Here is a 25,592-nt window from a genome sequence, read left to right as displayed (position 1 = left end):
CCCGGTCCGACGTCAGCGGCTCGGATCCGCCTTGGCGGGGTTCGCCTCGACCGGCTCGGCCTTCAGTGCCTTGGCCGGTTCCGCGTCGACCGTCTCAGCGTCGTCGAACGTGTCGACCGCGTCCGCGTCGAACGCCTTGGCGTAGCCCGGCTTGTCGTTTTCCAGGTCGACCTGGTCCACGGCAGGGGTCGGGCCGGCGGCCGGTTCGTCGTCGTCGGTGTGGGCCGGGCCGAGCGTGCGGCCGAAGGCGATGAGGGCGGTCAGCGCCCCCACGAAGAGCACCCAGATGCCGTTGTCGACCCGTGAGGTGCCCAGCGAGGTCTGCGCCACGGCGTCCGCCTCGCTGAGGGCGCTGGCGAGGTCGAGCAGCGACCGGCCGCCGATCCGGATGATCACCTCGGCGAGCAGCAAAAGGAGCCCCGGCCCGGCACCGGCGAGCAGGTACGCCGGCCAGCGCAGCGCCGGGGTCTCGGGGTTGCGGCGGCCGGCCCTGCGCCGTGCCCAGGTCAGGTATCCGAAGGCGAGTAGGCCGGCCAGTATCCCGGCGACGAGCGATTCGGTGCGGGACACCCACTTGGCCGCGTTGACCAACGATTCCTGGCTGTCGCCGGCGCCGAAGAGGTCGAACAGCGGGTCCCGGGCTTGGCTGAACGCGACCACGAAGATCAGCGTGCCCAGCGCGGCGGTGATCACCGCGCCGATCGCCGGGGCGGTCCGCGCGCCGGCCAGTGCGCCCCCGATGATCGCCGCGGCGGCCGTGGTGCCGGCGATCACGTTGGTGGTGGACGTGTCGAAGTAGGTGAGGTTGATCGCCACCGCGGCGGCGAGCCCGACAAGCATTCCGCCGCCGATCGCCCCGGCGAAGCGCAGGGTGGCCCAGTCGCCGTACCGGCGGGCCAGCAGGTTTCCGCCGGCCAGCGCGACGGCCGCTCCGGCCACCAGCGCGGCCGAGATCACGCCGGGCAGGGCGAACGCGGAGAGACTGATCGCGGTGACCCCGGCCGCCGCCGAGGTGGTGGCCTCCCGGGTGGACCAGAGCATGGCGGCCAGCCAGCCGAGCGCCAGCAGCGCGAGCACTGCGGCGCCGGGCGCGGGCAGCGGCCGACTGCCGGCGTTCACCGCGTCGACCGCCGGCTCGTCCGACTCAGCGGCCGGGACGCGGCCGGGCTGCTTGGTCATCGTCTCCCCTTCGAGGCGGCAGGTCACCGACCATTCAGGGTACGCGGGCCCGCTGAGCGGCCCGCCGCCCCGGGACGGCCCGGGGCGGACCGTGCTCGCCGAGCGGTTTCTCGTGTCCCGTAGGCCTGCTGCCCCACGCGCGGGCCCGTCATCGGATCGAGGGCGGTCGGTAGCAGCGGAAAGGTGGGGTCGGTAAGGAGAGCAAGGGTGGGTCGGTCCTTGGGGGAGGGCGGTGGCCGAGGTGGAGCGTGCAGCCCGTCATGGGAGAATCATGGGAGGTCCCGCCGCTGCTCGGCCTCCCGTGCGGCGTCCGGTGTCCGGCCGTCCGGTCGGTGCCCGCGGGGCCGGTTTCGCCACTGCTGTCGAGATCGCCAGGAGCCTTGATGGATGCCGTGTTCTCCGTTCCCGAGCCGCGCAACGAGCCGGTTCGCAACTACGAGCCGGGCAGCCCCGACCGGGACCGGCTCCAGCGGCGGCTGACCGAGCTCGCCGCCGAGCGCATCGAGCTGCCGATGACCATCGGCGGTGAGCAGCGGATGGCCGGCGGTGACCCGATCGACGTGGTGCAGCCGCACAAGCACGCCCACGTGCTGGGGGTGACCGGGCACGCCACCCACGACGACGCGCGGGCCGCCACCAGGGCGGCCAAGGCCGCCGCGCCGATGTGGCGGGCGCTGCCCTTCGAGGAGCGCGCCGCGATCTTCCTGCGCGCCGCCGAGCTGCTCGCCGGCCCTTGGCGCGACACCCTCAACGCCGCCACCATGCTCGGCCAGTCGAAGACCGCGATCCAGGCGGAGATCGACGCGGCCTGTGAGTTCATCGACTTCCTGCGGTTCAACGTGCACTTCGCGCGTCGCCTGCTGGAGGAGCAGCCGGCGTCCTCGCCCGGCGTGTGGAACCGCTTCGACCACCGCCCGCTGGAGGGCTTCGTCTACGCGGTGACCCCGTTCAACTTCACCGCCATCGCCGGCAACCTGCCGTCGGCGCCGGCCCTGTTGGGTAACACGGTGGTCTGGAAGCCGGGCCCGACCCAGCAGTTCGCCGCGCACTTCACCATGCGGCTGTTCGAGGCCGCCGGCCTGCCGCCCGGCGTGATCAACATGGTCACCGGTCGGGGCGAGGAGGTCTCCGACGTCGTGCTCGCCGACCCGGACCTGGCCGGCATCCACTTCACTGGTTCGACGAAGGTCTTCCAGCAGTTGTGGCGGACGGTGGGCGACAACATCTCCCGTTACCGGGGCTACCCGCGCCTGGTCGGTGAGACCGGCGGCAAGGACTTCGTCGTCGCGCACACCAGCGCCGACGTGGACGCCCTGCACACCGCGCTGATCCGCGGCGCGTACGAGTACCAGGGCCAGAAGTGCTCGGCGGCCTCGCGGGCGTACGTGCCGCGCTCGATCTGGGAGGGTGGGCTCCGGGACCGGCTGGCCGCCACCGCCGACTCGCTGACCTACGGCGACGTGGCCGACTTCGGCAACTTCGGCGGTGCCGTCATCGACGACAAGGCGTTCGCCAGGCACACCGCCGCGTTGGAGCTGATCGCCGGCGACGACAGTTGCCGGGTGCTGGCCGGCGGCACCGCCGACGACTCGGTCGGCTACTTCGTGCGCCCGACGCTCTTCGAGTGCGGCGACGCCGCCCACGAGACCTTCACCACCGAGTACTTCGGGCCGATCCTGGGCGTGCACGTGTTCGACGACGCTCGTTTCGACGACGTGGTCGCGCAGGCCGAGTCGATCGCCCCGTACGCGCTCACCGGCTCGGTGTTCGCGACCGACCGCCGGGTCGTCGAGTCGGTCGGCGAGCGGATGCGGTACGCGGCCGGCAACTTCTACATCAACGACAAGCCGACCGGCGCCGTGGTCGGGCAGCAGCCCTTCGGTGGCGCCCGCGCCAGCGGCACCAACGACAAGGCCGGCTCCTGGCTGAACCTGGTCCGCTGGGTCTCCCCGCGGACGATCAAGGAGACCTTCGTGCCGCCGACCGATCACACGTACCCCCACATGGGCTGACCGGTGACGACCCGCCGGCGGCGCGCGGGGCGCCGCCGGCGGACGCCCGGAATGTCGCAACCCATCGATAGTCCTCAACGGACAGTCTGTCGCCGACAGTGCACTTAGGAAGTCCTGTGGGGTGGCAAACTGGCAAATCCTGGACGCCGGGTGCGCAAAGTGGCAGCGTAGTGGGCATGGCGGATTCCGGAGTCAACCCTACGGCGGCGGCCCTGCTCGGCCTCCTCCACGAGGGCCCGATGACAGGCGGTCAGTTGATGGCCGCCGCTGAGCGCCGTCTGGCGCCGTACTGGTCGATGACCCGCAGTCAGGTGTACCGCGAGTTGCCGGTCCTGGCTGAGCGGGGTTTCGTGCGGCTCGGCAAGCCGGGCCCGCGGATGAGCCAGCCGTACGCACTCACTGCCACCGGAAAACGGACGTTTTCCCGCTGGCTCGCGGAGAACCCGGGGCGGGACACCATCCGCAACCCGATCGCGCTCCGCATGGCGTTCGGCAACCTGCACTCCGCCAGCCAGCTCAAGGGCCTGTACGCCTCGGCGAACGAATACCACACCGAGGCCCTCGCCCAGGTCCGCGAGCAGGTGAAGAACGCCAAACGAGACGGCGAGACGTACGACGCCAGCGCGCTGGAGTTCGCCGTCGCCTACCACCGGGCCGCCCTGTCGTGGCTGAAGTCCGCCCCCGTCGGGTGACATTCGGCAGATTCGTCGACAGCGAACGTGCTGCTCCGGCAGCACTGACGCAGAGCTGTTTCGGCGCGGACCTGCGGGGCTCGCAAGCTCACTCCTCGTCCGCGCAGTACGCTTGTCTGTCGTGACCGCTGCCGATTACGCCGAACAGCTCAAGGAACTCGACGCGACCCTGCGAAACATCGAGGCCGTCCTCAACATCGACCGTCTGCACGAGGACAAGGCCCGCCTTGAGCAGGAGGCCTCCGCCCCCGACCTGTGGGACGACCAGGCCAAGGCCCAGCAGGTGACCTCGCAGCTGTCCTACGTCAACGGCGAGATCAGCAGGCTGGGCAGCCTGCGTTCCCAGCTCGACGACGCGAAGGTGCTGCTGGAGCTGGCCGAGGCGGAAGCCGACCCGGGCGTGCTGACCGAGGTCGAGTCGGAGATCACCGGGCTGACCAAGGCCATCCAGGAGATGGAGGTCCGCACCCTGCTCTCCGGCGAGTACGACTCCCGGGAGGCGCTCGTCGCCATCCGGGCCGGCGCGGGTGGTGTGGACGCCGCGGACTTCGCCGAGATGCTGCTGCGGATGTACCTGCGCTGGGCGGAGCGGCACGGCTACCCGACCGAGGTCTACGAAACCTCGTACGCCGAGGAGGCGGGCCTGAAGTCGGCCACCTTCGCGGTCAAGGTGCCGTACGCGTACGGCACGCTCAGCGTCGAGTCGGGCACCCACCGGTTGGTCCGGATCAGCCCGTTCGACAACCAGGGCCGTCGGCAGACCAGCTTCGCGGGCGTCGAGGTCCTGCCGGTCACCGAGCAGACCGACCACATCGACATCCCGGAGAACGAGGTACGGGTCGACGTCTACCGCTCGTCCGGCCCGGGTGGGCAGAGCGTCAACACCACCGACTCGGCGGTGCGGCTGACCCACATCCCGACCGGCATCGTGGTGACCTGCCAGAACGAGAAGTCCCAGTTGCAGAACAAGGCCTCCGCGCTGCGGGTGCTCCAGGCCCGGCTGTTGGAGCGCATGCGCCAGGAGGAGCAGGCCAAGCTCGAAGGGCTCAAGGAGAACGCGGCCGGTTCGTGGGGCGACCAGATGCGTTCCTACGTCCTGCACCCGTATCAGATGGTGAAGGATCTCCGAACTGAGCAGGAGACCGGCAATCCGAGCGCCGTTTTCGATGGCGAGTTGGACGGTTTCATCGAGGCGGGCATCCGTTGGCGCAAGCAGCGGCAGCTCGCCGGCGACGGTGCGTAACGACGTGTGGGCGGAGCGCGTCGTCGATCTCCAGGTAGAAGCCTGATTCGACGACTCGCGCCCGTTCGACGGGGCGTGGGGCTTGGCTCAGTTGTTACACCGCGTAGACTCACCACCCGTGATTCAGCTTGAGCAAGTGACGAAGACGTACCCGAAGGCGTCCCGGCCTTCGCTCGACAACGTGTCCGTCTCGATCGAGAAGGGCGAGTTCGTCTTCTTCATCGGTCCATCCGGCTCCGGCAAGTCCACGATCATCAAAATGCTGCTGCACGAGGTGGCCCCCAGCAAGGGGCGCGTCGTCGTCAACGGCAAGGACGTCACGTCGATGCGCTCCTGGAAGCGACCCCACTTCCGGCGTTCGATCGGCTGCGTCTTCCAGGACTTCCGGCTGTTGCCCAACCGCACCGCCTACGAGAACGTGGCGTTCGCCCTCGAGGTGATCGGCAAGACGAAGGCGGTTGCCCGCCGGGTCGTGCCGGAGGTGCTGGAGTTGGTCGGGCTCGGTGGCAAGGAGCACCGCTACCCGCACGAGCTGTCCGGTGGTGAGCAGCAGCGGGTCGCCGTCGCCCGGGCGTTCGTGAACCGTCCGCTGATCCTGCTGGCGGACGAGCCCACCGGAAACCTGGACCCGGACACCTCAATCGAGATCATGCGTCTGCTGGACCGGATCAATCGCACCGGCACGACCGTCGTGATGGTCACCCACGACTCCAACATCGTGAACCAGATGCGCCGCCGCGTCGTTGAGATCGAGAGCGGTCGCGTCGTGCGTGACCAGGCCCGCGGCGTCTACGGGTGAGCCGGCGCTCCACCCCTGCGCAGCCTGACGACGAACACTTCATGCCGGAGACCCGGAGGAAATCCCGATGCGCGTGAAATACGTCCTGTCCGAGGTACTGGTCGGACTGTGGCGCAACGTGACCATGTCCATCGCGATGATCATCACGATGGCGGTCTCGCTGACCATGCTCGGTGCCAGCGGTCTCATGTACCGCCAGGTCGACGACATGAAGGACCTCTACTACAAGAACATCGAAGTTTCGATCTTCTTGACCCAGGAGGTGACCGAGCAGGAGCGCACCGAACTCCAGACCAAGCTCGACAGCGACCCCCTGGTGAAGGACGTCCTTTACGTCAACAAGGACGAGGCGTACAAGCGCTTCAAGGAGATGTACCAGGACGCGCCGGACCTGGTGAACGCCGTCAAGCCGGACCAGCTGCCGGAGGCGTTCCGGCTCAAGCTGAACAACCCGGAGCAGTACAAGGACGTCTACGACCAGTACAAGGACACGGCGGGCGTCGAGGAGATCATCGACCAGAGTCGACTGCTCGACAAGATCTTCAACATCCTCACCGCGATCCAGAACATCGCACTGGCCGCCGCCATCGTGATGGCGATCGCCGCCCTGCTGCTCGTCGCGAACACCATTCAGGTCGCCGCGTACAGCAAGCGGCGTGAGGTCGCGGTCATGAAGCTCGTCGGCGCGTCCAACTGGTTCATCCAGGCGCCGTTCGTGCTGGAGGCCGTGGTGGCCGGCCTGATCGGTTCACTGCTCGGTCTGGTCGCCCTGGTCGCAGCGAAGTATCTGCTCTTCGACGGGTCGTTGAGCGCGTTGCAGGGTCTGCTCTCGCCGATCACCTGGGGCGACATCCTGTTCATCTTCCCGTTGATGGCGGGCGTCGGTGGTCTGGTCAGCGCGGGCACCGCCTGGATCACCCTGCGCTTCTACCTGCGGGTCTAGGCACCGTACGGGTCGTCCCGTCGTCTCCCGAGGACCCTCCCGCGGCCGGAAATAAACGGCGCGGGAGGGTCCTTGTCGTTCAGGTAGCATGATCGGTTGTCCGGCCGGGGTGAACCCGGCCGGTGACGAAGGAAAGGGGGTGGCACCGATGCCACGGGAAAAAGGGCGCAAGGTGGTCGCCTCCAACAAGAAGGCGCGTCACGACTACGCCATCCTCGACACGTACGAGGCGGGCATGGCGCTGACCGGCACCGAGGTCAAGTCGCTGCGGGCCGGGCGAGCGTCGCTCGTCGACGCGTTTGCGCAGGAACGTGACGGCGAGCTGTTTCTGCACTCGATGCACATCCCGGAGTACACGCAGGGCACCTGGACCAACCATGAGCCCCGGCGTACCCGCAAGCTGCTGCTCAACCGGGGCGAGATCGACAAGCTCCTGGGCAAGACCCGCGAGGGCGGCTTCACCATCGTCCCGTTGCAGGTTTACTTCTCGGACGGCTGGGCCAAGGTCGAGATCGCCCTGGCCAAGGGTAAGAAGTCGTACGACAAGCGTCAGGACCTCGCCAAGCGGGACGCGGACCGGGAGATCGCCCGGGTGTCCGGTCGACGCGGCAAGGGAATGGACGACTAGTTCATCCCGTTTGTCCGGGTCGGCGCGCCGGCCCGGGGCTCGGGATGAAAGCTGTTGCGGCAGGCGTTAGTCTTGTCAGTGCCGCCACATCGGCGGCCTGTCGAGGGGGTGACTGGTTTCGACTTCGTACGCAGCGACAGGGGAAGCGAGCCGAGGAAGCCGACGTCGTCTCGAGAATCGGTCGTCGGAAACTTATAAGCGCCAAGCAAAATCGCGCTGACTTCGCTCTCGCCGCCTGAGGCGAGTAGCTAAGTCTGTCGGCCTGGGAACGCCTTCGTCCCAGTAGCCGGCATCAGCTAGGAGGCTGGCCAATCGGACCCGGTCGCGGGGTCCGTGCGGCGAGATTAATCAGCGACTGGGCCCGTCACACCAACTTGCTCGCGTGAGCGGTGGGGCCGAGTAGAGGCACAGCGAGCTGCGCTCGGAGAAGCCCTGACAAACCGGCGAAGGACCCGGGTTCGATTCCCGGCACCTCCACCACCTCGAACGACGCGCCCCGGCCCACCAGCCGGGGCGCTTCGTTGTTCGCGGGGGACGACAGGCGACGCGACTCGCCTACGCTGCCTCCTGTGACCAACCAGGAGCTGCGCCTGTCGGTCGGGGCGTCGCCGGGGCAGCGCATCGTGGCGGTGCTGGCCGGCGTCCTCGTCGCGGTGGTCGGTGCGGCGTTCGTGGTGCTGCCCCTCGTCGCCGACGGGCTGCTGCGTCGGCTGACCGGCCCGGGTGACGCGTTCGCCTCCTATGAGGAGGCTCGCGATCTGCCTCCGGGGTTGCTGCCGCCGGGTCTACGCGACTCCGCTGATCCGCACCAGTCCGGTCCGAGCCCGCTCATCGGCCTGTGTGGTCTGCCCTTCGCCCTGCTCGGCCTCTACCTCGTGCTGCGGGTGCTCCGCTCGGCGGCCTGGCTGGACGGCAGCCGGGTGCGGGTACGCGGTGCGCTGCGATGGGGCTGCCCAACCTGCCGCCCGCCGAGCTACTGGCGCTTGCCGAGGCGATCACGACCGGTCGGCCGGGCGACGGTCGGGACGCCGACGCGTCCGCGATGGCCGACCACCTGCACCGCCTGGCGGAGCGTCCGTCGGGTGACTGACACCGGCGTACGTCGCGCGGGGCCTGTGCGGCGCACAGGGCGCCAAGAACGGGGCTGGCGGGGTCGATGTGGCAGCTGGGGCGCTTCTGGGCCCTGGACAGGGTGGGCCGGGCAGCCTCACCATCGCGGTATGGGATAGCAGCAGTAACGCGCGGGAGGTGCCATGGTCACTGGTCCGGTCCAGCAGCCGTCACTCGTCGGCCGGTCGCGCGTCGCGCCGTCGGCGGGGCTTTCCGCCGACGCGCATCCCAGCGGTCTACCCGGCGTGCCGCAGCCGGCTGGCCTTGCCGGCGACGTGCACGCCCTCGGCCGGGCCGTCGCCGTCGCCACCACCGAGCCGCGCTGGCGCGAGGGCGTTCTCCGGCGGCTGCGTCCGCTGCGGCACGGCTTCGCCGAGCACGTCCGGGTCACCGAGGGCCCCACCGGTCTCTACCGGGAGTTGCTCACCCAGTCGCCGCGACTGGACCACGGTGTGCGGCTGCTGACCGGGGAGCACGCGGCGATCGTCGCCGCGATCCTGGCGGTCCAGCAGATCGCCGAGCGGTCCGAGTCGCACCCCGACGAGCTGCGGCATCGGGCCGGGCAACTGCTGCGGAGGTTGGCCCGGCACCGGCGGCGCGGCGCCGACCTGCTCTGGGAGGCGTACCAGAGGGATCTGGGTGGGGAGACCTGAGCCCAGGTCGGAACCTGCCGGTCGGCGGACGCGTCGAACCGTGCATGCGTCGACCGGCTCTCCTGCTCGTACTCCCGTTTCTGCTCACGGCGGGCTGTGCCGCTACCGACGCCGGCAGCCCCACGCGCGACGCGGAGGCGTTCGACGAGCGGGCCGCTCAGGTCGCCGAGGCGTGGCGGCCCGGCCCTGACTGGCGCACCGGCTACGTGCCGTTGGAGGGGCCGACACTGCTCACCGGCGACCCGGGCTTCACCCCCGACACCGAGGCGGCCTTCCGGGCCGGGTGGTATCGCGCGCAGGTCGGGATACCGCCCACCCGGGTCGGCGGCGTGATCCAGTTCCCGGACGGACGGTTGACGCTGCCGTTGGTCAGCGCCGCCGAGGCGTACCGGCAGCTCGACCAGGGCGATCCACTGCCCTGTCCCGGGCGGCCGAAGCGGGAGGGGAGGCCCACCCCGGGTGGCCCCACTGTCGAACCAGGACCCGACGGGTGGGGCACGAGCAGCACGCAGACCGCCTGCCTCCCGCTCACCGTCACCGCTGTCACGTTCGGTGCCGTGCCGGTCCGCACGAGCCGTGGGGTGGCGCAGGTCCCGGCCTGGCTGTTCACCGTCAAGGAGTTGGCCACGCCGGTGGTCCGGCTCGCCGTCGCGCCGACCGCGGTCACCCCCGTCCCCGAGCCCACCGCGCCGGCCCCGCCGCTGCCGGACGGGCTGGTGGCGGCCCAGAACCTGGCCGCCGTCGACGGCACCCGGCTGACAGTGCGACTCGGCGTCGGCGCGTGCGACACGGGGATCACACCATTGGTGTGGGAACGACCGGACGTCGTGGTCGTCGGTGGCGGCGTCACCAGGGCCACCGGCGAATGTATCGACCTGCTGAAACTGGAGCCGGTCACCGTCACCCTCGCGGCGCCACTGGGCAACCGGCCGGTGCTTGACGTCTTCACCGGTGCCCCGCTGGCGATCACGCCACGCTGACCCGGTTCAGAGGATGCTCGGCACGTCGGTGCTGATCGGCACCGGCAACACAGTGGGACGGTCGGCGCGCAGCCCGGCGGCGAGCGCCGCGCCGAGTTGGTCGGGGGTCTCCACCACCTGGGTGGCACAGCCGTAGCCGGCCGCGATCGCGATGACGTCCAACCCCGGCAGGTCCAGGCCGGGCACCCCGGGAGTGTGCTTCAGTTCGGCGAACGCCTTGAGGATCGCGTACTGCTGGTTGACCGGGACGACGACCACCACCGGCAGGGCCAGGCGCGCGGCCGTCCAGAGCGCCTGCACCGAGTAGTGGAAGGAACCGTCGCCGATCACCGCCACCACCGGTCGACCGCGTCCGGTGTCCCGTTCGGCCAGCGCGACGCCGATCGCCGCCGGCAGGCCGTAGCCGAGGCCGCCGCTGGCCATCGTGAAGTACGACGCCGGTCTGGTGATCCGCAGCTGACGACGCAGCGCGGACAGGTTGGACGGGGACTCCTGGACCAGCACACCGTCGGTCGGCCAGTGCGCGGCCAGGGCGGCGAACAGGGCGTCGGCGCTCAGTGGGGTGCCGACCTCCGGCGGTGGCAGACTGTCCCGTCGCGTGGGTGGTGACCGGTCACCCGGCGGCACCCGTTCGACAAGAGCGGCCAGGGCCAGCCCCGGGTCGCTGAGCAGGCTGTCGCCGACCGGGGCTCGCGCGGCCTCGTCGCTGTCGTCGGTGACGTGCAGCAGTCGGGCACCGTCGGGCAGGTGCCCGCCCGGCACGTACGGGTAGTAGCGGAACACCGGGGCGCCGATGACCAGCACCGTGTCGTGCCCGCGCAGCGCCTCGGCGAGCGGACCTATCGCGTACGGCAGCACGCCGCGGAAGTGCGGATGGTCCTCGGGGAACACAGCCCGCTCGGTGGCGGGCGCCGACCAGACCGGCGCGGCGAGCCGCTCCGCCAGCGCGACAGCCGTCGACCAGCTTCCGGAGCGGTCCACCCCCGGCCCGTACACGAGCACCGGGTTGCGGCTGTCGGCCAGCACCCGAACGAACTCGTCCAACCGCTCGGGGTCCGGCGCGAACCGGGTGGCCACCGTTCGCGGGGCGGGCGGCGGGTCGGCCGGCTGGGCCCAGTCGTCCATCGGCAGGGAGAGGAAGACCGGCCCGGCCGGTGGCTGCACCGCCGTCGCGTACGCCCGCAGCATCGCCGCGGGGATGTCCTGCGCGCGGGCCGGCTCGTAGGCCCACTTCACGTAGGGCTGGGGAAGCTCGGTGGCCCGGCGGCTGGCCAGCCGGGGCTCCAGGAGCAGCATCTCCCTGGTCTGTTGGCCGGCGGTGACGATGAGCGGGGTCTTGTTGTGCCAGGCGGTCACCAGGTTGCCCATGCCGTTGCCGGTGCCCGGGGCGGTGTGCAGGTTGACGTGGGCGGCCACTCCGGCGGCCTGGGCGTAACCGTCGGCCATCGCGACGGCCGTCGCCTCGTGCAACGCGTGGACGTAGTGGAAGTCGGCGGGAAAGTCCTGAAGGAACGTCTCTTCGGTGGAGCCGGGGTTGCCGAAGACAGTCGTCATGCCGAGCGTACGGAGCACGTCGTACGTCGCGTCCCGGACAGTTGCCATCGCCACCCGCCTCCGTGTCGCGGGCAGGGGCAACCGCGGTCGCCCTCCCGATCAGCCGAATCTATCGGGATGTGACGGACCTTTCGGGCGTTTCGCGGGCGTCGGTGGTCCCGATCCGGTGATCTCCGGGAGGTTCGCCGCCGGGTGCGTCAAACCTCCGTCGCAACTGTCCGATCACCCGCCGGTCAGACCTTAGCCACCGCCCAGCACGCAGGCTATGGTGCCAGGCATGGCGTTGACAGCGCGGCTGAACCCGATGCGGTGGGCGGATCCGGTCGATGACCGGCCCCCGGCGCGGGTTCACGGTTGACGGGTGTGTGGCATGCAGGGAGAGGGCCAGGCGATCGGCGGACGAGCGATGGAGTCGATGACCGGGCGGCTGCTGGTCGCGACTCCGGCGCTCAAGGACCCGAACTTCGACCGTACGGTGGTGCTGCTGGTCGCCCACGAGCCGGGCGGCGCGCTCGGCGTGGTGCTGAACCGGGCCACCGAAGTGCCGGTGGCCGAGGTGCTCGGTGACTGGAGCGACCTGGCCCGCCACCCGGCTGTGCTCTTCGAGGGTGGGCCGGTGCAGCCCGACTCGGCCATCTGTCTCGCCCGGATGCGGCATCCGATGCGCCGGTTGAAGGGCTTCCACCAGGTGTCCGGGGCGGTCGGCACGATCGACCTGTCGGTCGACCCGGAGCGGCTGCGGGAGAGCATCGGCGGCATCCGGGTCTTCGCCGGCTATTCCGGCTGGGGCAGCGGCCAGTTGGAGCAGGAGATCGCCGACGGGTCCTGGTTCGTTCTCGACGGGCTGCCCGGGGACGCCTTCGTCGACCGACCCGACGACCTGTGGCCGATGGTGCTGCGTCGGCAGGGCGGCATGATGGCGGCCGTCGCGCACTTCCCGCCGGACGTGGCGCTCAACTGACCCGTCCCGGCGGGGGACCCCGCGAGATGACCATGCGGGCCGCTCTGTGTATAGTTTCCCAGTGCCCGGGCGACCGGGAAAACAGCAAGGGGCCGTGGCGCAGCTGGTAGCGCACCACACTGGCAGTGTGGGGGTCAGGGGTTCGAGTCCCCTCGGCTCCACCCTTGTTCAGCACGGAGGGTCCACCGACAGAAGTCGGTGGACCCTGTTTCTTTCGTTGGTCACAGTCGTGCTCGCGGAGCTCCCTCCCCGCTCCGCTCACCTCGCGGACAGGAAGCCGTCGTCGTCGACGAACGGCCGCTCCTTGACCCGGTGAGCACCCCGCTTGCACCCGGCGAACGGCCCGTCCGGGCTCCCCAGCGCATCCATGATCGGCCGGAGATGGTCCCGGTGCCACTCCAACGGCCCCAGCATGGTCGCCCTGGGCCCGGTCTTGTCCTGCCAGGCGAGCCAGAGCGCGTGCAGGTACCCGATGGCCTCCGGATGCTCCCGCCACCGTGGGCACCAGGGCGACGCCGAGGTCACCTCCCGGCCGTAGACCGGAAGCAGCAACTGCTCGACCCAGCGCGACAGCCGCCGAAGCTCCTCGACGTACTCCGGCCCGTTCAGATACAGGATGAAGAACGGCCTCGGAGCGTCGTTCGCCGCGTCAGCAGACTCCTCGGCGCTCTGCACCTCCTGCGTGACCTCTTGCGTCATCGTTCTCGCTCTCCAGGGATTCGCGACACCGGGACGGCGCACGGCTGGCCGGTGGGCGCCGTCCCGGCGCCGATCGTCAAACGTCGAGGATCAACTGCCCCCGTGTGCGTGAACCTTCGCGCGGCGCGGCCGCGTGATGTGTGGCTCGCCTGCTTCGTTCCCACCCCGCCGGATCCGGTCTCTTCCCTGGGACTCCAGGTTCGACCCGGTCGCATACAGGTTCTGGTCGGCCGGGCCGCCGCCGACCGCCTCGCGTCGTGCGTTTCTCTGCTGGAGATGGGTGTCGTGAAGGTTCTCGGTGATCTGCGTGACAACCTCCGCGCCGGGCTGGACGAAGCCCTTGAAGGCGCCGGAGACGGCGCCGAGAATTGGTTGCTTGCTGAACATCGTGGCGTAGTCGAGGCCGACGCCTATCGCCTGGGCGGAATTCTTCGACGCATCCAGCCCGGACCTGCCCTGGGCTGCCGACTCCATGAAGTTGCCGATTGCTGCGGTGCTCTGGTACGCCTGCGTTACGTGGGCCATGTAGCGGATCGCGGTCGCGGTCGCGGAATTTGATCCGCTGAACGCGGCATCTGCTGTCGTGAGTGCGGTAGAAATGTTATCTATGGCGGCCTTGGGAATCTTCGCCCAGTTCTCCGCCAACCATTCCTTGCGCTCCGGGTTGAGCATGGCGTATGCCAAGCCCTTACCGGCCCACTCGTTCGTGTACATGATGATGTTCTGCATCGACTGCTGCAGCTCAGTTTCGGGTGCGGGGTATCCATACTTCGTCCGAAGCACTTCGACTTCCGTCGGCTGATACGCCGATGGCTGCCACTCGTAGCCTTGGGATTCCCCTACGGGGCGGGGGGAGGAGCGACTCGATCGGCTGTCCGACGGAGCGATCTCGCTGGCTGGGGCGTCGCTGCGAGAGGGTGATGACTGGTTGAAGGCAGCCCTGCGATCCCGGTAATCCTTGTACGCTGAGGTTTTCTTGTATTTTTCGTAATCCTTCTTTGCCGCCCTCTGTGAGCGCCCGTCAGTGTTCTCAATCGCCGCCCGCATCTCGTCGATCTTCGCCTTCTCGGCGGCGAGCCACTGGCGTTCCTTCTCTCGCGCGGTCGGGGCGAGGTCTTCCCCGTCGCTGGCCGAAGAGAGCGAATAGTAGACCGTGTCCGGGCTGGCCGAGCCAGAGGTGCCTCCCGGTTGTGCGGCCTGGCTGCTGCTGCCCGCGTACTGGGTGCGGTAATCCGGGTAGTACTGGCTGGTGCTGACCGTGTACGGCGTCTGGTCATCCTGCTGGTACGGCGACGGTGCGGTCTGATCCGAATAGACGATGTTCGTGTCCTGATAGACAACGCGCTGACCCTGATACTCGTCCGGAGGGCTGTCGGTTCTGGGCATTCTCGAACTCTCTTCTCTCGGGAGCGGCGTTCCTGGGGGAACGAGGATGACGGCCTTACGGGCCACCCGAGGTGCCGGTTCACCGGTGCACCAAGATTTCTTGGTGGGAGACGCGGAAACGCCCCGACCGGAAGACCCGGTCGGGGCGTTGGTGACTGTATGTCCGGTAAGGGCTAGATCAGCCCTGGCGGCTCTTCCACTGCGGGTTGGCGCGGTTCACCACGACCACCCGGCCGCGACGGCGGACCACCACCGAACCCGGCTTCTGCTTCAGCGCACGCAACGAGCTACGTACCTTCATCTCTGCCTCCTCGGTGCAAGCGGTTCCGAGTATCGAAACGCCACACCCACCCGCAGGATTCCCGGGTCAGCGAGACACGGCGTCACCCCGGTGCCGCCTCGTCGCTCCCCGTGCCCCATGTCGATCAAGGAGTTGTGGTGGGCGACAAAGCACGTACATGTTCCCAAACCAGGCACCACAACTCCTTGATCGACAAGTCCAGGTAGCCAGCGCGCCGATCTTGCACCTTCGGTTGCCGGTTAGCGACTTATGCCCCTTTCGCCGGAGCAGAAAGTGCAAGATCGCGGGCGCGGGTGCAGCCGGCCGCCGAGCGTCGAACCTTTGCCGTCCCTCAGCCGTACCACTGGGCGGAGGTCATCCTCATGCCCGTACGCCGGCTCCTCGCCACGGTGCTGGTCGCAGCCGCGACAGTGCCAGTGGCCGCCACGCCCGCCGCCGCCCACGGTGCCCCGACCGACCCGATCAGTCGCGCGGCGGCCTGCGGCCCCGAGGGTCGGTACGCGGCCACCAGCGCCTGCCGGGCGGCGATCCAGGCCGGCGCGGCGGTGCGCGAATGGGACAACGTACGCGTCGCCGCCATCAACGGGCGAGACCGGGATCGAATCCCGGACGGTGAGTTGTGCAGCGGCGGGCTGTCCGCGTACCGGGGGTTGGATCTGCCCCGCTCCGACTGGCCGAGCACCGAGCTGACCAGCGGTGCCACGTTCACCTTCCGGTACCGGACCACCATCGAGCACCGGGGCACCTTCCGGCTCTACGTCACCACCCCCGCCTACGACCCCCGTAGGAAGCTGACCTGGGCAGATCTGGAGTCGCGTCCGTTTCTGACGCTCACCGACCCGCCCGTGCGGGACGGGGCGTACCAGTTGGCGGGGCGGCTGCCGGCGGGCCGCAGCGGCCGACACCTGATCTACACGATCTGGCAGAACTCCAACACCCCGGACACCTACTACTCCTGCTCGGACGTGGTGTTCCGGGGCGCCAAGGCCCCCGCCGCGCCGTCGAAGGCCGCAGCGAAGAAGAGCGCGCCGCGTACCGCCGCGAGTGGGCCGGCCGCCACCGAGCCCGTCGTGGCGTCGGCGGCCGACCCGGGCGTGCCGGTGGCGTCGGTGACCGACCTCGGCCGCCGGTGGCCGGTGCTGGCCGGCGTCGCCGCCGTGCTGGTCCTGGCGCTGCTGGTCGGCGCCGGACGGCGACGCCGCAGCGCCGCCGCGCCGGTGGGCCGGCAGTGCGGGGTGCGCAACCACCGGGCCGGGCGGCGCCGGATCTGGTGACCCGACCCGTCCGGGCCCGGCGGTGCTCAGCCCAGGTGGCGCTCGATCTCGGCCAACTCGTCGGCGGTGAAGTCGAGGTTGCCGAGCGCGGCGATGTTCGTCTCCAACTGCTCCACGCTGCTCGCCCCGATGATCAGGCTGGTCATCCGCGGGTCCCGCAGGGCCCAGGCCAACGCGAGCTGCGCGAGGGACTGACCGCGCCCCTCGGCGACCGCGCCGAGCCCCCGGATGGTGGCCATCTTCTCGTCGCTGAGGTCGCTCTCGTTCAGGAAGACGCTCGTGCGCACCCGCGAGTCGGCCGGGATGCCGCCCAGGTAGCGGTCCGTCAGCAGGCCCTGGGCCAGCGGGCTGTACGCGATGCAGCCCGCGCCGACCTGCTCCAGCGTGTCGAGCAGGCCGTCGGACTCGGTCCAGCGGTTGAGCATCGAGTACGACGGCTGGTTGATCAGCAGCGGCGTACCCAGGTCACGCAGGATCGCGGCGGCCCGCGTGGTCTGCTCCGAGGTGTAGTTCGAGATGCCGACGTAGAGCGCCTTACCGGAGCGGACGACGGCGTCGAGCGCCCCCATCGTCTCTTCGAGGGGGGTGTCCGGGTCGAACCGGTGCGAGTAGAAGATGTCGACGTAGTCCAACCCCATCCGGCCCAGCGACTGGTCCAGCGACGAGATGAGGTTCTTGCGCGAACCCCACTCGCCGTACGGGCCGGGCCACATCAGGTACCCGGCCTTGCTGGAGATGACCAGCTCGTCCCGGTACGACCTGAGGTCGGTGGCGAGCATCCGGCCGAAGTTCTCCTCCGCGGAACCGGGCGGCGGGCCGTAGTTGTTGGCCAGGTCGAAGTGGGTGACGCCCAGGTCGAAGGCGCGGCGCACGATGTCGCGCTGCCGTTCGAACGGGCGGTCCGGGCCGAAGTTGTGCCACAGGCCGAGCGAGACGGCGGGCAGCCGCAGGCCACTGCGTCCGCTGCGCCGGTAGGTCATGGAGTCGTAGCGGTCATCCGCGGCGAGGTAGGTCACGATCATGAGCCTAGCTGCGGCTCGGCCCGGCGCGGATCGCGCGTGGAAACCGGGACATCGGGGTAGTTTCGACGCCATGCGTTTCCTTGCGCTCGACACCCCCAAACCGCTGTCCAAGATCGGGTTGGGCACCTGGCAGTTCGGCTCCCGGGAATGGGGGTACGGCCCGGACTTCGAGCGGCAGGCGGCGCAGATCGTCAGGCGGGCCGTCGAGCTGGGCGTGACGGTGTTCGACAGCGCCGAGGTCTACGGCTTCGGGCGCAGCGAACGCATCCTCGGCGCGGCCCTCGGCGATGACCGGCCGAAGGTGGTGGTCGCCAGCAAGATGCTGCCGGTGCTGCCGGTGGCCGCTGTGGTGCAGCAGCGGGCGGTCGCCTCGGCGGCCCGGCTCGGCGTGACGAGCATCGACCTCTACCAGGTGCACCTGGCCAACCCGCTCGTCGCCGACCACACCACGATGCGCGGCATGCGCTCCCTTCAGGACGTCGGGCTGGTCGGCGAGGTGGGCGTGAGCAACTACGGGCTGCGCCGCTGGCAGGTCGCCGAAGCGGCGCTCGGTCGGCGGGTGCTCAGCAACCAGGTCCGCTACAGCATGCTGGACCGCGCCCCCGAGCAGGACCTGCTGCCCTACGCGCGGCAGGCCGGTCGGGTGGTCATCGCGTACAGCCCGCTCGCGCAGGGCTTCCTCTCCGGCCGCTACGACGCGAAGAACCCGCCGACCGGCACGGTCCGGCGCGCCAACCCGTACTTCCTGCCGGAGAACCTGGAACGCGGCGCGGCGCTGATCGACACCCTGCGTCAGGTCGCCGCCGCCCACGACGCCACCCCCAGTCAGATCGCGTTGGCCTACCTGCTGCGCCACCCCAACGTGCTCGCCATCCCCGGCGCGTCCGGGGTCGAGCAGATGGAACGCAACGCCGCCGCCGCCGACATCGACCTCGCCGACGACGAGTACGCGGCGCTCGCCGAGGCCGCGAAACGCTTCCGCCCGATCACCGGACTCGCCGCGATGCCGGCGATGCTGCGTGCCCGGTTCGCCACAACAACCGAGAAGTGAGCACAGTGGACGACATCACCGCGCTGATCCTGGACGACCACGCCGCCTTCCGCCGTGGCTTCGCCCGCCTCGACGACGCCCGCGACGAGCAGGAGATGCTCGCGATCTGGGACGCCCTCGCCCTGCACCTGGACATCCACGCCGAAGCGGAGGAGGCGATCCTCTACCCGCACCTGGTCAAACACGGCGACGACGGCGAGGACGAGACCGCCGACGCGATCGGCGACCACAACAAGATCCGCGACGCCATCGCCGAGGCGAAACTGCACCCGGTCGGCTCGGATCAGTGGTGGGAAGCGGTCGGCACGGCCCGCCGGGAGAACAGCGAACACCTCGCCGAGGAAGAGGACGAGGCGCTTCCCGACTTCCGCCGGCACGCCAGCACCGAACTCCGCGCCGAGCTGGGCCAACGCTGGCTGACCTTCTACGGCGAGCACAAGTTCGGCCGCAACCTGGCCTTTCGCGACAAGGACCCGCAGCAGTACGTGGCCGACCACCGCTGACATCTCCCCGACGCGGGGGAGTCGCCGGGACCGAACCGGGCAGCAGAATGACGCTGTGACTCTCCGAGCGGTGCTGGCCCCACTGGTCGCCGGCACCACCTGGCGGCGCGGCGTGTTCCTGCTGCTCGGCGGGGTGCTGGCACTGCCGTACGGGCTGCTCGCGGTGACCTTCGCCGAACTGCTCGCCGACTCGACGATCCCCCGCCCACTCGTCTACGTGCTGCTCGTCATCGCCCTGCTGATCGCCGTGGTCCCGTTGCTGGTGGACGGCAGCCGGGCCCTGGAGATCGCCGCCGTTCGGGCCCTGCTCGGTGTCGACCTGCCCGACCCCGCGCCCGAGCACCACGGTGACCGGGAGACCCGGCTGCGCAGCGCGCTCTGGATCGCCACCCACCTGATCGTCGGCGCGCTGGTGATGATCGCGCTGTTCAGCGCCCTGCCGATGGCGCTGGCGTTCATCGCCCAACAGTTCGGCGTCGGCACCGAGCTGACCAGCCGCGAACAGTTCGGGCCGCTGGACGGGCAGGACAGCGGATGGCTGACAGTGACCGGGGTGCTCCTGCTGGTCGGCCTCGGCTACGCCGTCGCCGGGCTCGGCGCGCTCGCCGGGTCCATGGCACCGGTGCTGCTCGGCCCGGCCCAGGCAGAACGGATCGCCGCCCTCGAAGCGCAGGCCACCCGGCTCGCCGAACGCAACCGGCTGGCCCGCGAGCTGCACGACTCCGTCGGCCACGCCCTGACCGTGGCGACCCTCCAGGCCGGGGCCGCCCGCGAGGTCCTCGACACCGACCCCGAGTTCGTCCGGCGGGCGCTCACCGCCATCGAGGACGTCGGGCGGACAGCCATGGACGACCTCGACCACGTGCTCGGGCTGCTCCGGGAGAACGGACGCGACAGGCCGGTGGTGGCGCCGCAGCGTACCCTCGCCGACCTGGACCGGTTGGTCACCGACGCCCGCGCGGCCGGCCTGGCCGTGCACGCGCACCGCGCCGGCGACCCGACCCGGGTGCCCGCGGCGGTCTCCCGGGAGGGCTACCGGATCGTCCAGGAAGGACTGACGAACGCGGCCCGGCACGGCCACGGGCCGGTGACGGTACGCCTGGACCTGCACAGTGACGCGCTGGAGCTGGAACTGGTGAACACTGTGAGCCACCCCCGACGGGCCCGGCTGGGGCGCGGCGGTCGAGGTCTGGACGGCATGCGGGAGCGGGTGCTGCTGCTCGGCGGCCGGCTCTCCGTGGGCCCGGACGGCGACCGGTGGCTCATCCGGGCCCGCCTGCCCTACGAGGAGTCACGATGACCACTGGGGTGCTCATCGTCGACGACGACGAGCTGATCCGGATCGGGCTGCGGGCGATCATCGACGCCCAACCCGACCTGCACGTCCTCGCCGAAGCCGCCGACGGTGCCGAGGTGCCGCCGCTCGTCGCCCGGCACCGGCCCGACGTGGTGCTGATGGACGTCCGGATGCCCGGCATCGACGGCATCCAGGCCACCCGGCACCTGCTGGCCACCTCCGCCGACCCGCCCCGGGTGTTGGTGGTCACCACGTTCGCCAACGACGAGTACGTCTACGAGGCGCTGCGCGCCGGCGCCTCGGGTTTCCTGCTCAAACGGGCCCGGCCCGCCGAGGTGGTGGAGGCGGTCCGGGTGGTCGCCGCCGGTGAGTCGCTGCTCTTCCCGGCCGCGATCCGTCAGCTGGTCGGCGCGTACGGACCGGCGGGCGGCGACCGACTGACCGCCGCCCGGCTCACCGAACGGGAGGCCGAGGTACTGCGCTTGATGACCACCGGCCGGTCCAACCCGGAGATCGCCGCGCACCTCGTGGTCGGGGTGGAGACGGTGAAGACCCACGTCGGCAACGTCCTGGCCAAGCTGGGCGTCCGGGACCGTACGCAGGCGGTCATCGCCGCGTACGAGTCCGGCTTCGTCACCCCGTCGGGCTGATCGGTCCCTCGACCGGGGACCGGGTTCACCGCTCTCCGGGAGGGAACCGACGGGCCGTCCGGCCAGGCTGGGAGCATGACGACGATCACTGCCCCCCGACCGCGTACCGACTCCCGCTGGCCGGACCGGCTCGCCCCACTGGCCGCCGGTTGGCTCGGCCTGTGGGGCGTACTCGCCCTGATCGGCACCCTCACCGGCGCGGGCTACCCGTTCGGCCCGAACGACAGCCACGGCGGCGACGTCAGCCTGCTGCGCCTGATACCGGTGGAGGTGGCCACCCCGCTCTTCGCCGGCGTACTCCTCACCGCCGCGGTGGCCGCCCTGGCCATGAGCCGCCCGGCGGCACGCCCACCCGGCCCGCTGCGGGCACTGCTCGCCGGCTACGCCTGGGCTGTCGCGTTCGTCCTCATCCTTGTCGTACCGGACGTCCGGGTGCTCATCGTCCTCGGCTACCTGCCGATCCTCATCGTCGGGGCGCCGTTCGGCTGGCCGCCGATCGACTACTCCGACGTCTTCACCTGGGCCTTGTTCGCCCGGTTCGCGGCACTGATCGGCGGGCTGCTGCTGGTCGGGGCGGTGCTCACCTGGCAGCGCCGCACCGCCGGGGCCTGCGTCGGCTGCGGCCGCGCCGACACCGGCCAGCGGTGGACCACCCCGGCCGCCGCCACCCGCTGGGGTCGACGGGCCGCCGGCATCGCCGCGGCCATCCCCCTGACGTACGCGTTCACCCGGTTCGCCTGGGCGGCCGGCATCCCGCTCGGCATCTCCCGCGAGTTCCTGACCGAGATGCAGGACACCGGGCTGGTCTGGGCCGGGTTCGGGCTGGCCGCCTTCGCCACCGTCGGCGCGATCCTCACCCTCGGCCTGGTGCAACGCTGGGGCGAGCGGTTCCCGCGCTGGATGCTCGGTCTCGCCGGCCGTCGGGTGCCGGTGAAGCTGGCAGTGGTGCCGGCCACCCTTGTCGCCATCTCCGTGACAGCGGCCTCGCTGGGGCTGCTCAGCAATCCCCAGTTCTGGCGGCTGACCGGCGGGTTGAGCATCACCGGGGCGCCGATGCTGCTCTGGCCGGTGTGGGGCGTGGCACTCGGCGCGGCCGCCTACGCGTACCACCTGCGGCGGCGTGACACCTGCCGGCGCTGCGACCAGGGCTGAGGGTGGTGGTGGGAGTGGGGGTGCCCCCGGATGCCCGGGGCGCCCCTGCAAACGTGAGCTAGCGTGGGTCGGGTGACTGCGCCTAACCCGGTAATCCCGGTTCCACCGGCCGACCTGCCCGGCACGCTCGGCGCGCTACGGGCGGCCGGTCACCAGTACCGCACCGTCAAGCAGGAACTCCGCGACAACCTCCTCGCCCGGATGCGGTCCGGCGAGACCCGTTTCCCCGGCATCGTCGGCTACGACGACAGCGTGCTGCCCGAGGTCGAGCGGGCTCTGCTCGCCGGGCACGACATGGTGTTGCTCGGCGAGCGCGGCCAGGGCAAGACCCGGCTGATCCGTTCGCTCGGCGCGCTGCTCGACGAGTGGACCCCCGTCCTTCCCGGCTCGGTGCTCAACGAGCACCCGATGCACCCGCTCACCCCGGCGTCCCGCGCCCAGGTCACCGAGGCCGGCGACGACCTGCCGATCGGCTGGCTGCACCGCTCGATGCGGTACGGCGAGAAGTTGGCCACCCCGGACACCAGCGTCGGCGACCTGATCGGTGACGTCGACCCGATCCGCATCGCCCAGGGCCGTACCCTCGGCGACCCGGAGACCATCCACTTCGGGTTGGTGCCACGCACCAACCGGGGCATCTTCGCCGTCAACGAGCTGCCCGACCTGGCCGAGCGCATCCAGGTGGCGCTGCTGAACGTGCTGGAGGAGCGGGACATCCAGGTGCGCGGCTACCAGCTGCGGCTGCCACTGGACCTGCTCCTGGTGGCCAGCGCCAACCCGGAGGACTACACCAACCGGGGTCGGATCATCACCCCGCTCAAGGACCGGTTCGGCGCGGAGATCCGCACCCACTACCCGGTCGACCTGGAGTTGGAGCTGGCGCTGATCCGCCAGGAGGCCGACCTGGTCGCCGATGTTCCGGAACACGTCCTGGAGGTGCTGGCCCGCTTCGCCCGCGCCGTCCGGGAGTCGCCGTCGGTGGACCCGCGCTCCGGTGTCTCCGCCCGATTCGCCATCGCCGCCGCCGAGACGGTCGCCGGTGCCGCGCTGCGTCGGGCCGGGCTGCTCGCCGCCCCCGGCACCCCGGAGGGACGCCCCGAGGCCGCCGTCGCCCGCGTCGGCGACGCGGTGTCGGTGACCAGCACGCTGCGGGGCAAGGTCGAGTTCGAGAGCGGCGAGGAGGGTCGGGAGACCGAAATCCTCGCGCACCTGCTGCGTACCGCGACAGCCGAGACGTTCCGGGCCCACCTGGCCGGGTTGGACCTGTCCGGGTTCACCGCGCTCGTCGAGGACGGCGCCGCGATCGAGACCGGCGAGTTGGTGAGCGCCGCCGAGCTGCTGCGCCAGGTCGGCACCGTACCCGGATTGGCGAAGGTCCTGGACCGGCTCGACCTGGGTGACGCGCCCACCTCGGAGGAGGCCGCCGCCGCCGTCGAGTTCGTGCTGGAAGGGCTGCACCTGACCCGCAGGCTCGGCAAGGACGTCACCGACTCGGGGCGCACCGTCTACGGCGGCCGGGGCTGACCGTGGCCGGCAACCGGTTCCGTTACGGGCAGTGGAACGGCGGGCCCGACCCGCTCGCACCCCCGCACGACGTGCGCGAGGCGGTGGACGCGGTCGGCGCCGAGGTGCTGGCCGGCGGCAGCCTGCGGGAGGCGCTGCGTGACCTGTTGCGCCGGGGCCCGCAGGGGCGGGGTGGCCTTGACGACCTGGCCGCCCGGGCTCGGCGGCTGCGCCGGGAGGCGCTGCGCAGGGGCGATCTGGACGGCGCGGTGACCAGGGCCCGGGCGCTGCTCGACCAGGCGCTCGCCGCCGAGCGGGACGAGCTGCGGGGTCGCGACGACGACGCCGCCCGGTTCGCCGAGGCGGTGCTCGACAATCTGCCCCGCTCCACCGCTCGGGCGGTGGAGGAGCTGTCCGGTTACCAGTGGGCCAGCGACGACGCCCGCCGCTCGTACCAGCAGATCCTCGACCAACTCCGTGACGACGTGCTCGGCCAGCGTTTCGCCGGGCTGCGCGACGCGGTTCGCGCCTCCGCCGACCCGGCCGCCCAGCAGCGGCTCGCCGAGATGATGAGTGACCTGAACGACCTGCTGGCCCGGCACGGTCGCGCCGAGGACACCACCGACGCGTTCGCCGAGTTCATGCGCCGGCACGGTGACTTCTTCCCGGAGAAGCCGGAGACCGTCGACGAGTTGATCGACGTGTTGGCCCGTCGGGCGGCGGCCGGTGAGCGGCTGATGAACTCGCTCTCCGAGCGGCAGCGCGCCGAGCTGGCCGGCCTCATGCAGCAGTCGCTGGGCGACCGCCTCGCGGGGGAGTTGTCGGCGCTCGACGCGAACCTGCGGGCACTGCGACCCGACCTGCGGTGGGGGAGGGGCGAGCGGGTCCGCGGTGACCAGCCGCTCGACTACGCCGACGCGGCCGGCGCTCTCGGTGAGATCGGTGACCTGGACGACCTGCTGGACCAGCTCGAGCAGGAACACCCCGGGGCGACGCTCGACGACGTGGACGTCGACGCGGTGTCCCGCACGCTGGGCCGGGACACGGCAGACGACGTTCGCCGGCTGCGCGACCTGGAACGGGAGCTGCGCCGCCAGGGTTGGGTGAGCCGGGACGCGGAAGGGCTCACCCTGAGCCCGAAGGCGCTGCGCCGGCTCGGCGGGACCGCGCTACGGCAGGTCTTCGCCGAGCTGACCGCCGGGCCACGCGGCCAGCACGACCTGCGCTCGGCCGGTGCGGCGGGCGAGGTCAGTGGCGCGTCCAGGCCCTGGGAGTACGGCGACGAACAGCCGTTGGACGTGGTCCGGACGCTGACCAGGGCGGTCAGTCGGGCCGGGCCGACGGTCCCGGTGCAACTCGCCGTGGACGACTTCGAGGTGGTGGAGACCGAGAAGCGGGCCTCGGCCGCTGTGGTGCTCTGCGTGGACCTGTCGTACTCGATGATCTCGCAGGGTCGTTGGGGGCCGATGAAGCAGACGGCGCTGGCGCTGGCGCACCTGATGGAGACCCGCTTCCCGCAGGACGCCCTGCAGATCGTGGGCTTCGGCCGGGAGGCGATGACGCTCACCCAGCTGGAGTTGGCCGCCGTGGAGCCGGACATGGAGCAGGGCACCAACCTTCAGCACGCGCTGCGGTTGGCGGGCCGGCACCTGCGCCGCCACCCGGACGCCGAGCCGATCGTGCTCGTGGTCACCGACGGCGAGCCGACCGCCCACCTGGACCCGGAAGACGGGGAGGCGCTGTTCCACTGGCCGCCACTGCCGGAGACGATCGAGGCGACGGTCCGCGAGGTGGATCGGTTGAGCCGCTACGGTGCCACGCTCAACCTGTTCATGCTCGGCGACGACCCGGGCCTACGGCGCTTCGTCGACGCGGTCGCCCGCCGCAGCCGGGGCCGCATGTTCACCCCGGACACCGACGACCTGGGCGAGTACGTGGTCAGCGACTATCTCCGCTCCCGCCAATCCCGCCGCTAAGCCGCCGTGGGGCGGGTTGACTGG

General features: G+C 70.7%; 24 protein-coding genes, 1 tRNA gene and 1 other RNA gene. 20 read left to right on the top strand and 6 right to left on the bottom strand.

Annotated features, from left to right (window positions below):
* Nucleotides 1-12 precede the first annotated feature (12 nt).
* The gene (locus ABZ406_RS02130) at nt 13-1,179 is read right to left on the bottom strand and encodes a hypothetical protein (protein WP_357755396.1); all 1,167 of its coding nucleotides are present in this window, start codon (nt 1,177-1,179) and stop codon (nt 13-15) included.
* Between the two features lie 383 nt (nt 1,180-1,562).
* Here ABZ406_RS02130 and pruA point away from each other — a divergent pair, with 383 nt between their 5' ends.
* The 10 genes from pruA to ABZ406_RS02080 all read left to right on the top strand — a co-directional run bounded on the left by pruA (nt 1,563) and on the right by ABZ406_RS02080 (nt 10,239).
* Complete coding sequence (pruA, locus tag ABZ406_RS02125; RefSeq protein ID WP_357755394.1) at nt 1,563-3,191, top strand: L-glutamate gamma-semialdehyde dehydrogenase; 1,629 nt, start codon at nt 1,563-1,565, stop codon at nt 3,189-3,191.
* Between the two features lie 176 nt (nt 3,192-3,367).
* Nucleotides 3,368-3,883 carry a PadR family transcriptional regulator gene (locus ABZ406_RS02120; protein WP_354941392.1) on the top strand — a complete coding sequence of 172 codons (516 nt, stop codon included), beginning with the start codon at nt 3,368-3,370 and terminating at the stop codon, nt 3,881-3,883.
* A 121-nt stretch (nt 3,884-4,004) separates the two neighbouring features.
* Nucleotides 4,005-5,126 (top strand): peptide chain release factor 2, encoded by a 1,122-nt coding sequence (prfB, locus tag ABZ406_RS02115; protein WP_357755393.1) that lies wholly within the window; start codon nt 4,005-4,007, stop codon nt 5,124-5,126.
* A 118-nt stretch (nt 5,127-5,244) separates the two neighbouring features.
* Nucleotides 5,245-5,925, top strand: coding sequence for a cell division ATP-binding protein FtsE (gene ftsE / locus ABZ406_RS02110; RefSeq protein WP_357755392.1), 681 nt, complete (start codon nt 5,245-5,247; stop codon nt 5,923-5,925).
* Nucleotides 5,926-5,992: 67 nt separating this feature from the next.
* Nucleotides 5,993-6,868: a permease-like cell division protein FtsX gene (gene ftsX, locus ABZ406_RS02105; protein WP_357755390.1), complete on the top strand. Its 876-nt coding sequence runs from the start codon at nt 5,993-5,995 to the stop codon at nt 6,866-6,868.
* A gap of 148 nt (nt 6,869-7,016) precedes the next feature.
* On the top strand, nt 7,017-7,496 hold the full coding sequence (gene smpB / locus ABZ406_RS02100) for an SsrA-binding protein SmpB (protein WP_357755389.1): 480 nt from the start codon (nt 7,017-7,019) through the stop codon (nt 7,494-7,496).
* Between the two features lie 104 nt (nt 7,497-7,600).
* Nucleotides 7,601-7,976, top strand: a transfer-messenger RNA (tmRNA) gene (gene ssrA / locus ABZ406_RS02095).
* 463 nt (nt 7,977-8,439) lie between these two features.
* A complete protein-coding gene (locus ABZ406_RS02090; RefSeq protein WP_357755388.1) occupies nt 8,440-8,586 on the top strand; it encodes a hypothetical protein in 147 nt (48 codons plus the stop codon).
* 163 nt (nt 8,587-8,749) lie between these two features.
* On the top strand, nt 8,750-9,259 hold the full coding sequence (locus ABZ406_RS02085) for a hypothetical protein (protein ID WP_357755387.1): 510 nt from the start codon (nt 8,750-8,752) through the stop codon (nt 9,257-9,259).
* A gap of 44 nt (nt 9,260-9,303) precedes the next feature.
* Entirely contained in the window at nt 9,304-10,239 is a 936-nt protein-coding gene (locus ABZ406_RS02080; RefSeq protein ID WP_357755385.1) for a hypothetical protein, read from the top strand.
* A gap of 6 nt (nt 10,240-10,245) precedes the next feature.
* On the opposite strand, the gene mdlC is transcribed toward ABZ406_RS02080, so the two are convergent.
* The gene (mdlC, locus tag ABZ406_RS02075) at nt 10,246-11,841 is read right to left on the bottom strand and encodes a benzoylformate decarboxylase (RefSeq protein ID WP_357755382.1); all 1,596 of its coding nucleotides are present in this window, start codon (nt 11,839-11,841) and stop codon (nt 10,246-10,248) included.
* A gap of 322 nt (nt 11,842-12,163) precedes the next feature.
* Here mdlC and ABZ406_RS02070 point away from each other — a divergent pair, with 322 nt between their 5' ends.
* Both ABZ406_RS02070 and ABZ406_RS02065 read left to right on the top strand, forming a co-directional pair.
* Nucleotides 12,164-12,754: a YqgE/AlgH family protein gene (locus tag ABZ406_RS02070; protein WP_030490862.1), complete on the top strand. Its 591-nt coding sequence runs from the start codon at nt 12,164-12,166 to the stop codon at nt 12,752-12,754.
* An 88-nt stretch (nt 12,755-12,842) separates the two neighbouring features.
* Nucleotides 12,843-12,915 (top strand) — tRNA-Ala (locus ABZ406_RS02065).
* 97 nt (nt 12,916-13,012) lie between these two features.
* Here ABZ406_RS02065 and ABZ406_RS02060 read toward each other — a convergent pair.
* The 3 genes from ABZ406_RS02060 to ABZ406_RS02050 all read right to left on the bottom strand — a co-directional run bounded on the left by ABZ406_RS02060 (nt 13,013) and on the right by ABZ406_RS02050 (nt 15,140).
* Nucleotides 13,013-13,453 (bottom strand): DUF4913 domain-containing protein, encoded by a 441-nt coding sequence (locus ABZ406_RS02060; RefSeq protein ID WP_357755379.1) that lies wholly within the window; start codon nt 13,451-13,453, stop codon nt 13,013-13,015.
* 90 nt (nt 13,454-13,543) lie between these two features.
* Complete coding sequence (locus tag ABZ406_RS02055; RefSeq protein ID WP_357755377.1) at nt 13,544-14,839, bottom strand: hypothetical protein; 1,296 nt, start codon at nt 14,837-14,839, stop codon at nt 13,544-13,546.
* 178 nt (nt 14,840-15,017) lie between these two features.
* Nucleotides 15,018-15,140: a 50S ribosomal protein L36 gene (locus tag ABZ406_RS02050; protein ID WP_030490864.1), complete on the bottom strand. Its 123-nt coding sequence runs from the start codon at nt 15,138-15,140 to the stop codon at nt 15,018-15,020.
* Nucleotides 15,141-15,502: 362 nt separating this feature from the next.
* Between ABZ406_RS02050 and ABZ406_RS02045 the strand changes: the two genes are divergently transcribed.
* Entirely contained in the window at nt 15,503-16,414 is a 912-nt protein-coding gene (locus tag ABZ406_RS02045; protein WP_357755375.1) for a lytic polysaccharide monooxygenase, read from the top strand.
* A gap of 26 nt (nt 16,415-16,440) precedes the next feature.
* On the opposite strand, the gene mgrA is transcribed toward ABZ406_RS02045, so the two are convergent.
* Nucleotides 16,441-17,436, bottom strand: a complete 996-nt coding sequence (mgrA, locus tag ABZ406_RS02040; protein ID WP_357755373.1) for an L-glyceraldehyde 3-phosphate reductase — start codon at nt 17,434-17,436, stop codon at nt 16,441-16,443.
* A 70-nt stretch (nt 17,437-17,506) separates the two neighbouring features.
* Here mgrA and ABZ406_RS02035 point away from each other — a divergent pair, with 70 nt between their 5' ends.
* From ABZ406_RS02035 to ABZ406_RS02005, 7 genes are all read left to right on the top strand, one after another.
* Nucleotides 17,507-18,487: an aldo/keto reductase gene (locus ABZ406_RS02035; protein WP_357755371.1), complete on the top strand. Its 981-nt coding sequence runs from the start codon at nt 17,507-17,509 to the stop codon at nt 18,485-18,487.
* The gene (locus tag ABZ406_RS02030; RefSeq protein WP_357755369.1) at nt 18,484-18,990 is read left to right on the top strand and encodes a hemerythrin domain-containing protein; all 507 of its coding nucleotides are present in this window, start codon (nt 18,484-18,486) and stop codon (nt 18,988-18,990) included. Before ABZ406_RS02035 ends, ABZ406_RS02030 begins: the two co-directional genes overlap by 4 nt.
* A 55-nt stretch (nt 18,991-19,045) precedes the next feature.
* Nucleotides 19,046-20,290: a histidine kinase gene (locus tag ABZ406_RS02025; RefSeq protein ID WP_357755366.1), complete on the top strand. Its 1,245-nt coding sequence runs from the start codon at nt 19,046-19,048 to the stop codon at nt 20,288-20,290.
* A complete protein-coding gene (locus ABZ406_RS02020; protein ID WP_350861883.1) occupies nt 20,287-20,937 on the top strand; it encodes a response regulator transcription factor in 651 nt (216 codons plus the stop codon). The genes ABZ406_RS02025 and ABZ406_RS02020 overlap by 4 nt, the downstream gene beginning before the upstream one ends.
* A gap of 75 nt (nt 20,938-21,012) precedes the next feature.
* The gene (locus ABZ406_RS02015) at nt 21,013-22,089 is read left to right on the top strand and encodes a hypothetical protein (protein ID WP_357755364.1); all 1,077 of its coding nucleotides are present in this window, start codon (nt 21,013-21,015) and stop codon (nt 22,087-22,089) included.
* 63 nt (nt 22,090-22,152) lie between these two features.
* Nucleotides 22,153-23,613: a sigma 54-interacting transcriptional regulator gene (locus ABZ406_RS02010; protein WP_357755362.1), complete on the top strand. Its 1,461-nt coding sequence runs from the start codon at nt 22,153-22,155 to the stop codon at nt 23,611-23,613.
* A gap of 2 nt (nt 23,614-23,615) precedes the next feature.
* Nucleotides 23,616-25,568 (top strand): VWA domain-containing protein, encoded by a 1,953-nt coding sequence (locus ABZ406_RS02005; RefSeq protein ID WP_357755359.1) that lies wholly within the window; start codon nt 23,616-23,618, stop codon nt 25,566-25,568.
* Nucleotides 25,569-25,592: the final 24 nt, after the last annotated feature.

This window comes from Micromonospora sp. NPDC005710 (assembly GCF_040630995.1).
Lineage (GTDB): Bacteria > Actinomycetota > Actinomycetes > Mycobacteriales > Micromonosporaceae > Micromonospora.
This window is presented reverse-complemented; position numbering and strand designations above follow the sequence as displayed.

Excerpts from the sequence above, each read along its gene's own strand:
- ABZ406_RS02045 (WP_357755375.1), top strand. The coding sequence starts at position 15,503 with ATGCCCGTACGCCGGCTCCTCGCCACGGTGCTGGTCGCAGCCGCGACA.
- smpB (WP_357755389.1), top strand. The coding sequence starts at position 7,017 with ATGCCACGGGAAAAAGGGCGCAAGGTGGTCGCCTCCAACAAGAAGGCG.
- ABZ406_RS02035 (WP_357755371.1), top strand. The coding sequence starts at position 17,507 with ATGCGTTTCCTTGCGCTCGACACCCCCAAACCGCTGTCCAAGATCGGG.
- ABZ406_RS02130 (WP_357755396.1), bottom strand. The coding sequence starts at position 1,179 with ATGACCAAGCAGCCCGGCCGCGTCCCGGCCGCTGAGTCGGACGAGCCG.
- ABZ406_RS02060 (WP_357755379.1), bottom strand. The coding sequence starts at position 13,453 with ATGACGCAAGAGGTCACGCAGGAGGTGCAGAGCGCCGAGGAGTCTGCT.
- ABZ406_RS02055 (WP_357755377.1), bottom strand. The coding sequence starts at position 14,839 with ATGCCCAGAACCGACAGCCCTCCGGACGAGTATCAGGGTCAGCGCGTT.
- ABZ406_RS02070 (WP_030490862.1), top strand. The coding sequence starts at position 12,164 with ATGCAGGGAGAGGGCCAGGCGATCGGCGGACGAGCGATGGAGTCGATG.
- mdlC (WP_357755382.1), bottom strand. The coding sequence starts at position 11,841 with ATGGCAACTGTCCGGGACGCGACGTACGACGTGCTCCGTACGCTCGGC.
- ABZ406_RS02050 (WP_030490864.1), bottom strand. The coding sequence starts at position 15,140 with ATGAAGGTACGTAGCTCGTTGCGTGCGCTGAAGCAGAAGCCGGGTTCG.
- ABZ406_RS02080 (WP_357755385.1), top strand. The coding sequence starts at position 9,304 with ATGCGTCGACCGGCTCTCCTGCTCGTACTCCCGTTTCTGCTCACGGCG.
- pruA (WP_357755394.1), top strand. The coding sequence starts at position 1,563 with ATGGATGCCGTGTTCTCCGTTCCCGAGCCGCGCAACGAGCCGGTTCGC.
- mgrA (WP_357755373.1), bottom strand. The coding sequence starts at position 17,436 with ATGATCGTGACCTACCTCGCCGCGGATGACCGCTACGACTCCATGACC.
- ftsX (WP_357755390.1), top strand. The coding sequence starts at position 5,993 with ATGCGCGTGAAATACGTCCTGTCCGAGGTACTGGTCGGACTGTGGCGC.
- ABZ406_RS02120 (WP_354941392.1), top strand. The coding sequence starts at position 3,368 with ATGGCGGATTCCGGAGTCAACCCTACGGCGGCGGCCCTGCTCGGCCTC.
- ABZ406_RS02020 (WP_350861883.1), top strand. The coding sequence starts at position 20,287 with ATGACCACTGGGGTGCTCATCGTCGACGACGACGAGCTGATCCGGATC.
- ABZ406_RS02015 (WP_357755364.1), top strand. The coding sequence starts at position 21,013 with ATGACGACGATCACTGCCCCCCGACCGCGTACCGACTCCCGCTGGCCG.
- ABZ406_RS02085 (WP_357755387.1), top strand. The coding sequence starts at position 8,750 with ATGGTCACTGGTCCGGTCCAGCAGCCGTCACTCGTCGGCCGGTCGCGC.
- ABZ406_RS02090 (WP_357755388.1), top strand. The coding sequence starts at position 8,440 with ATGGGGCTGCCCAACCTGCCGCCCGCCGAGCTACTGGCGCTTGCCGAG.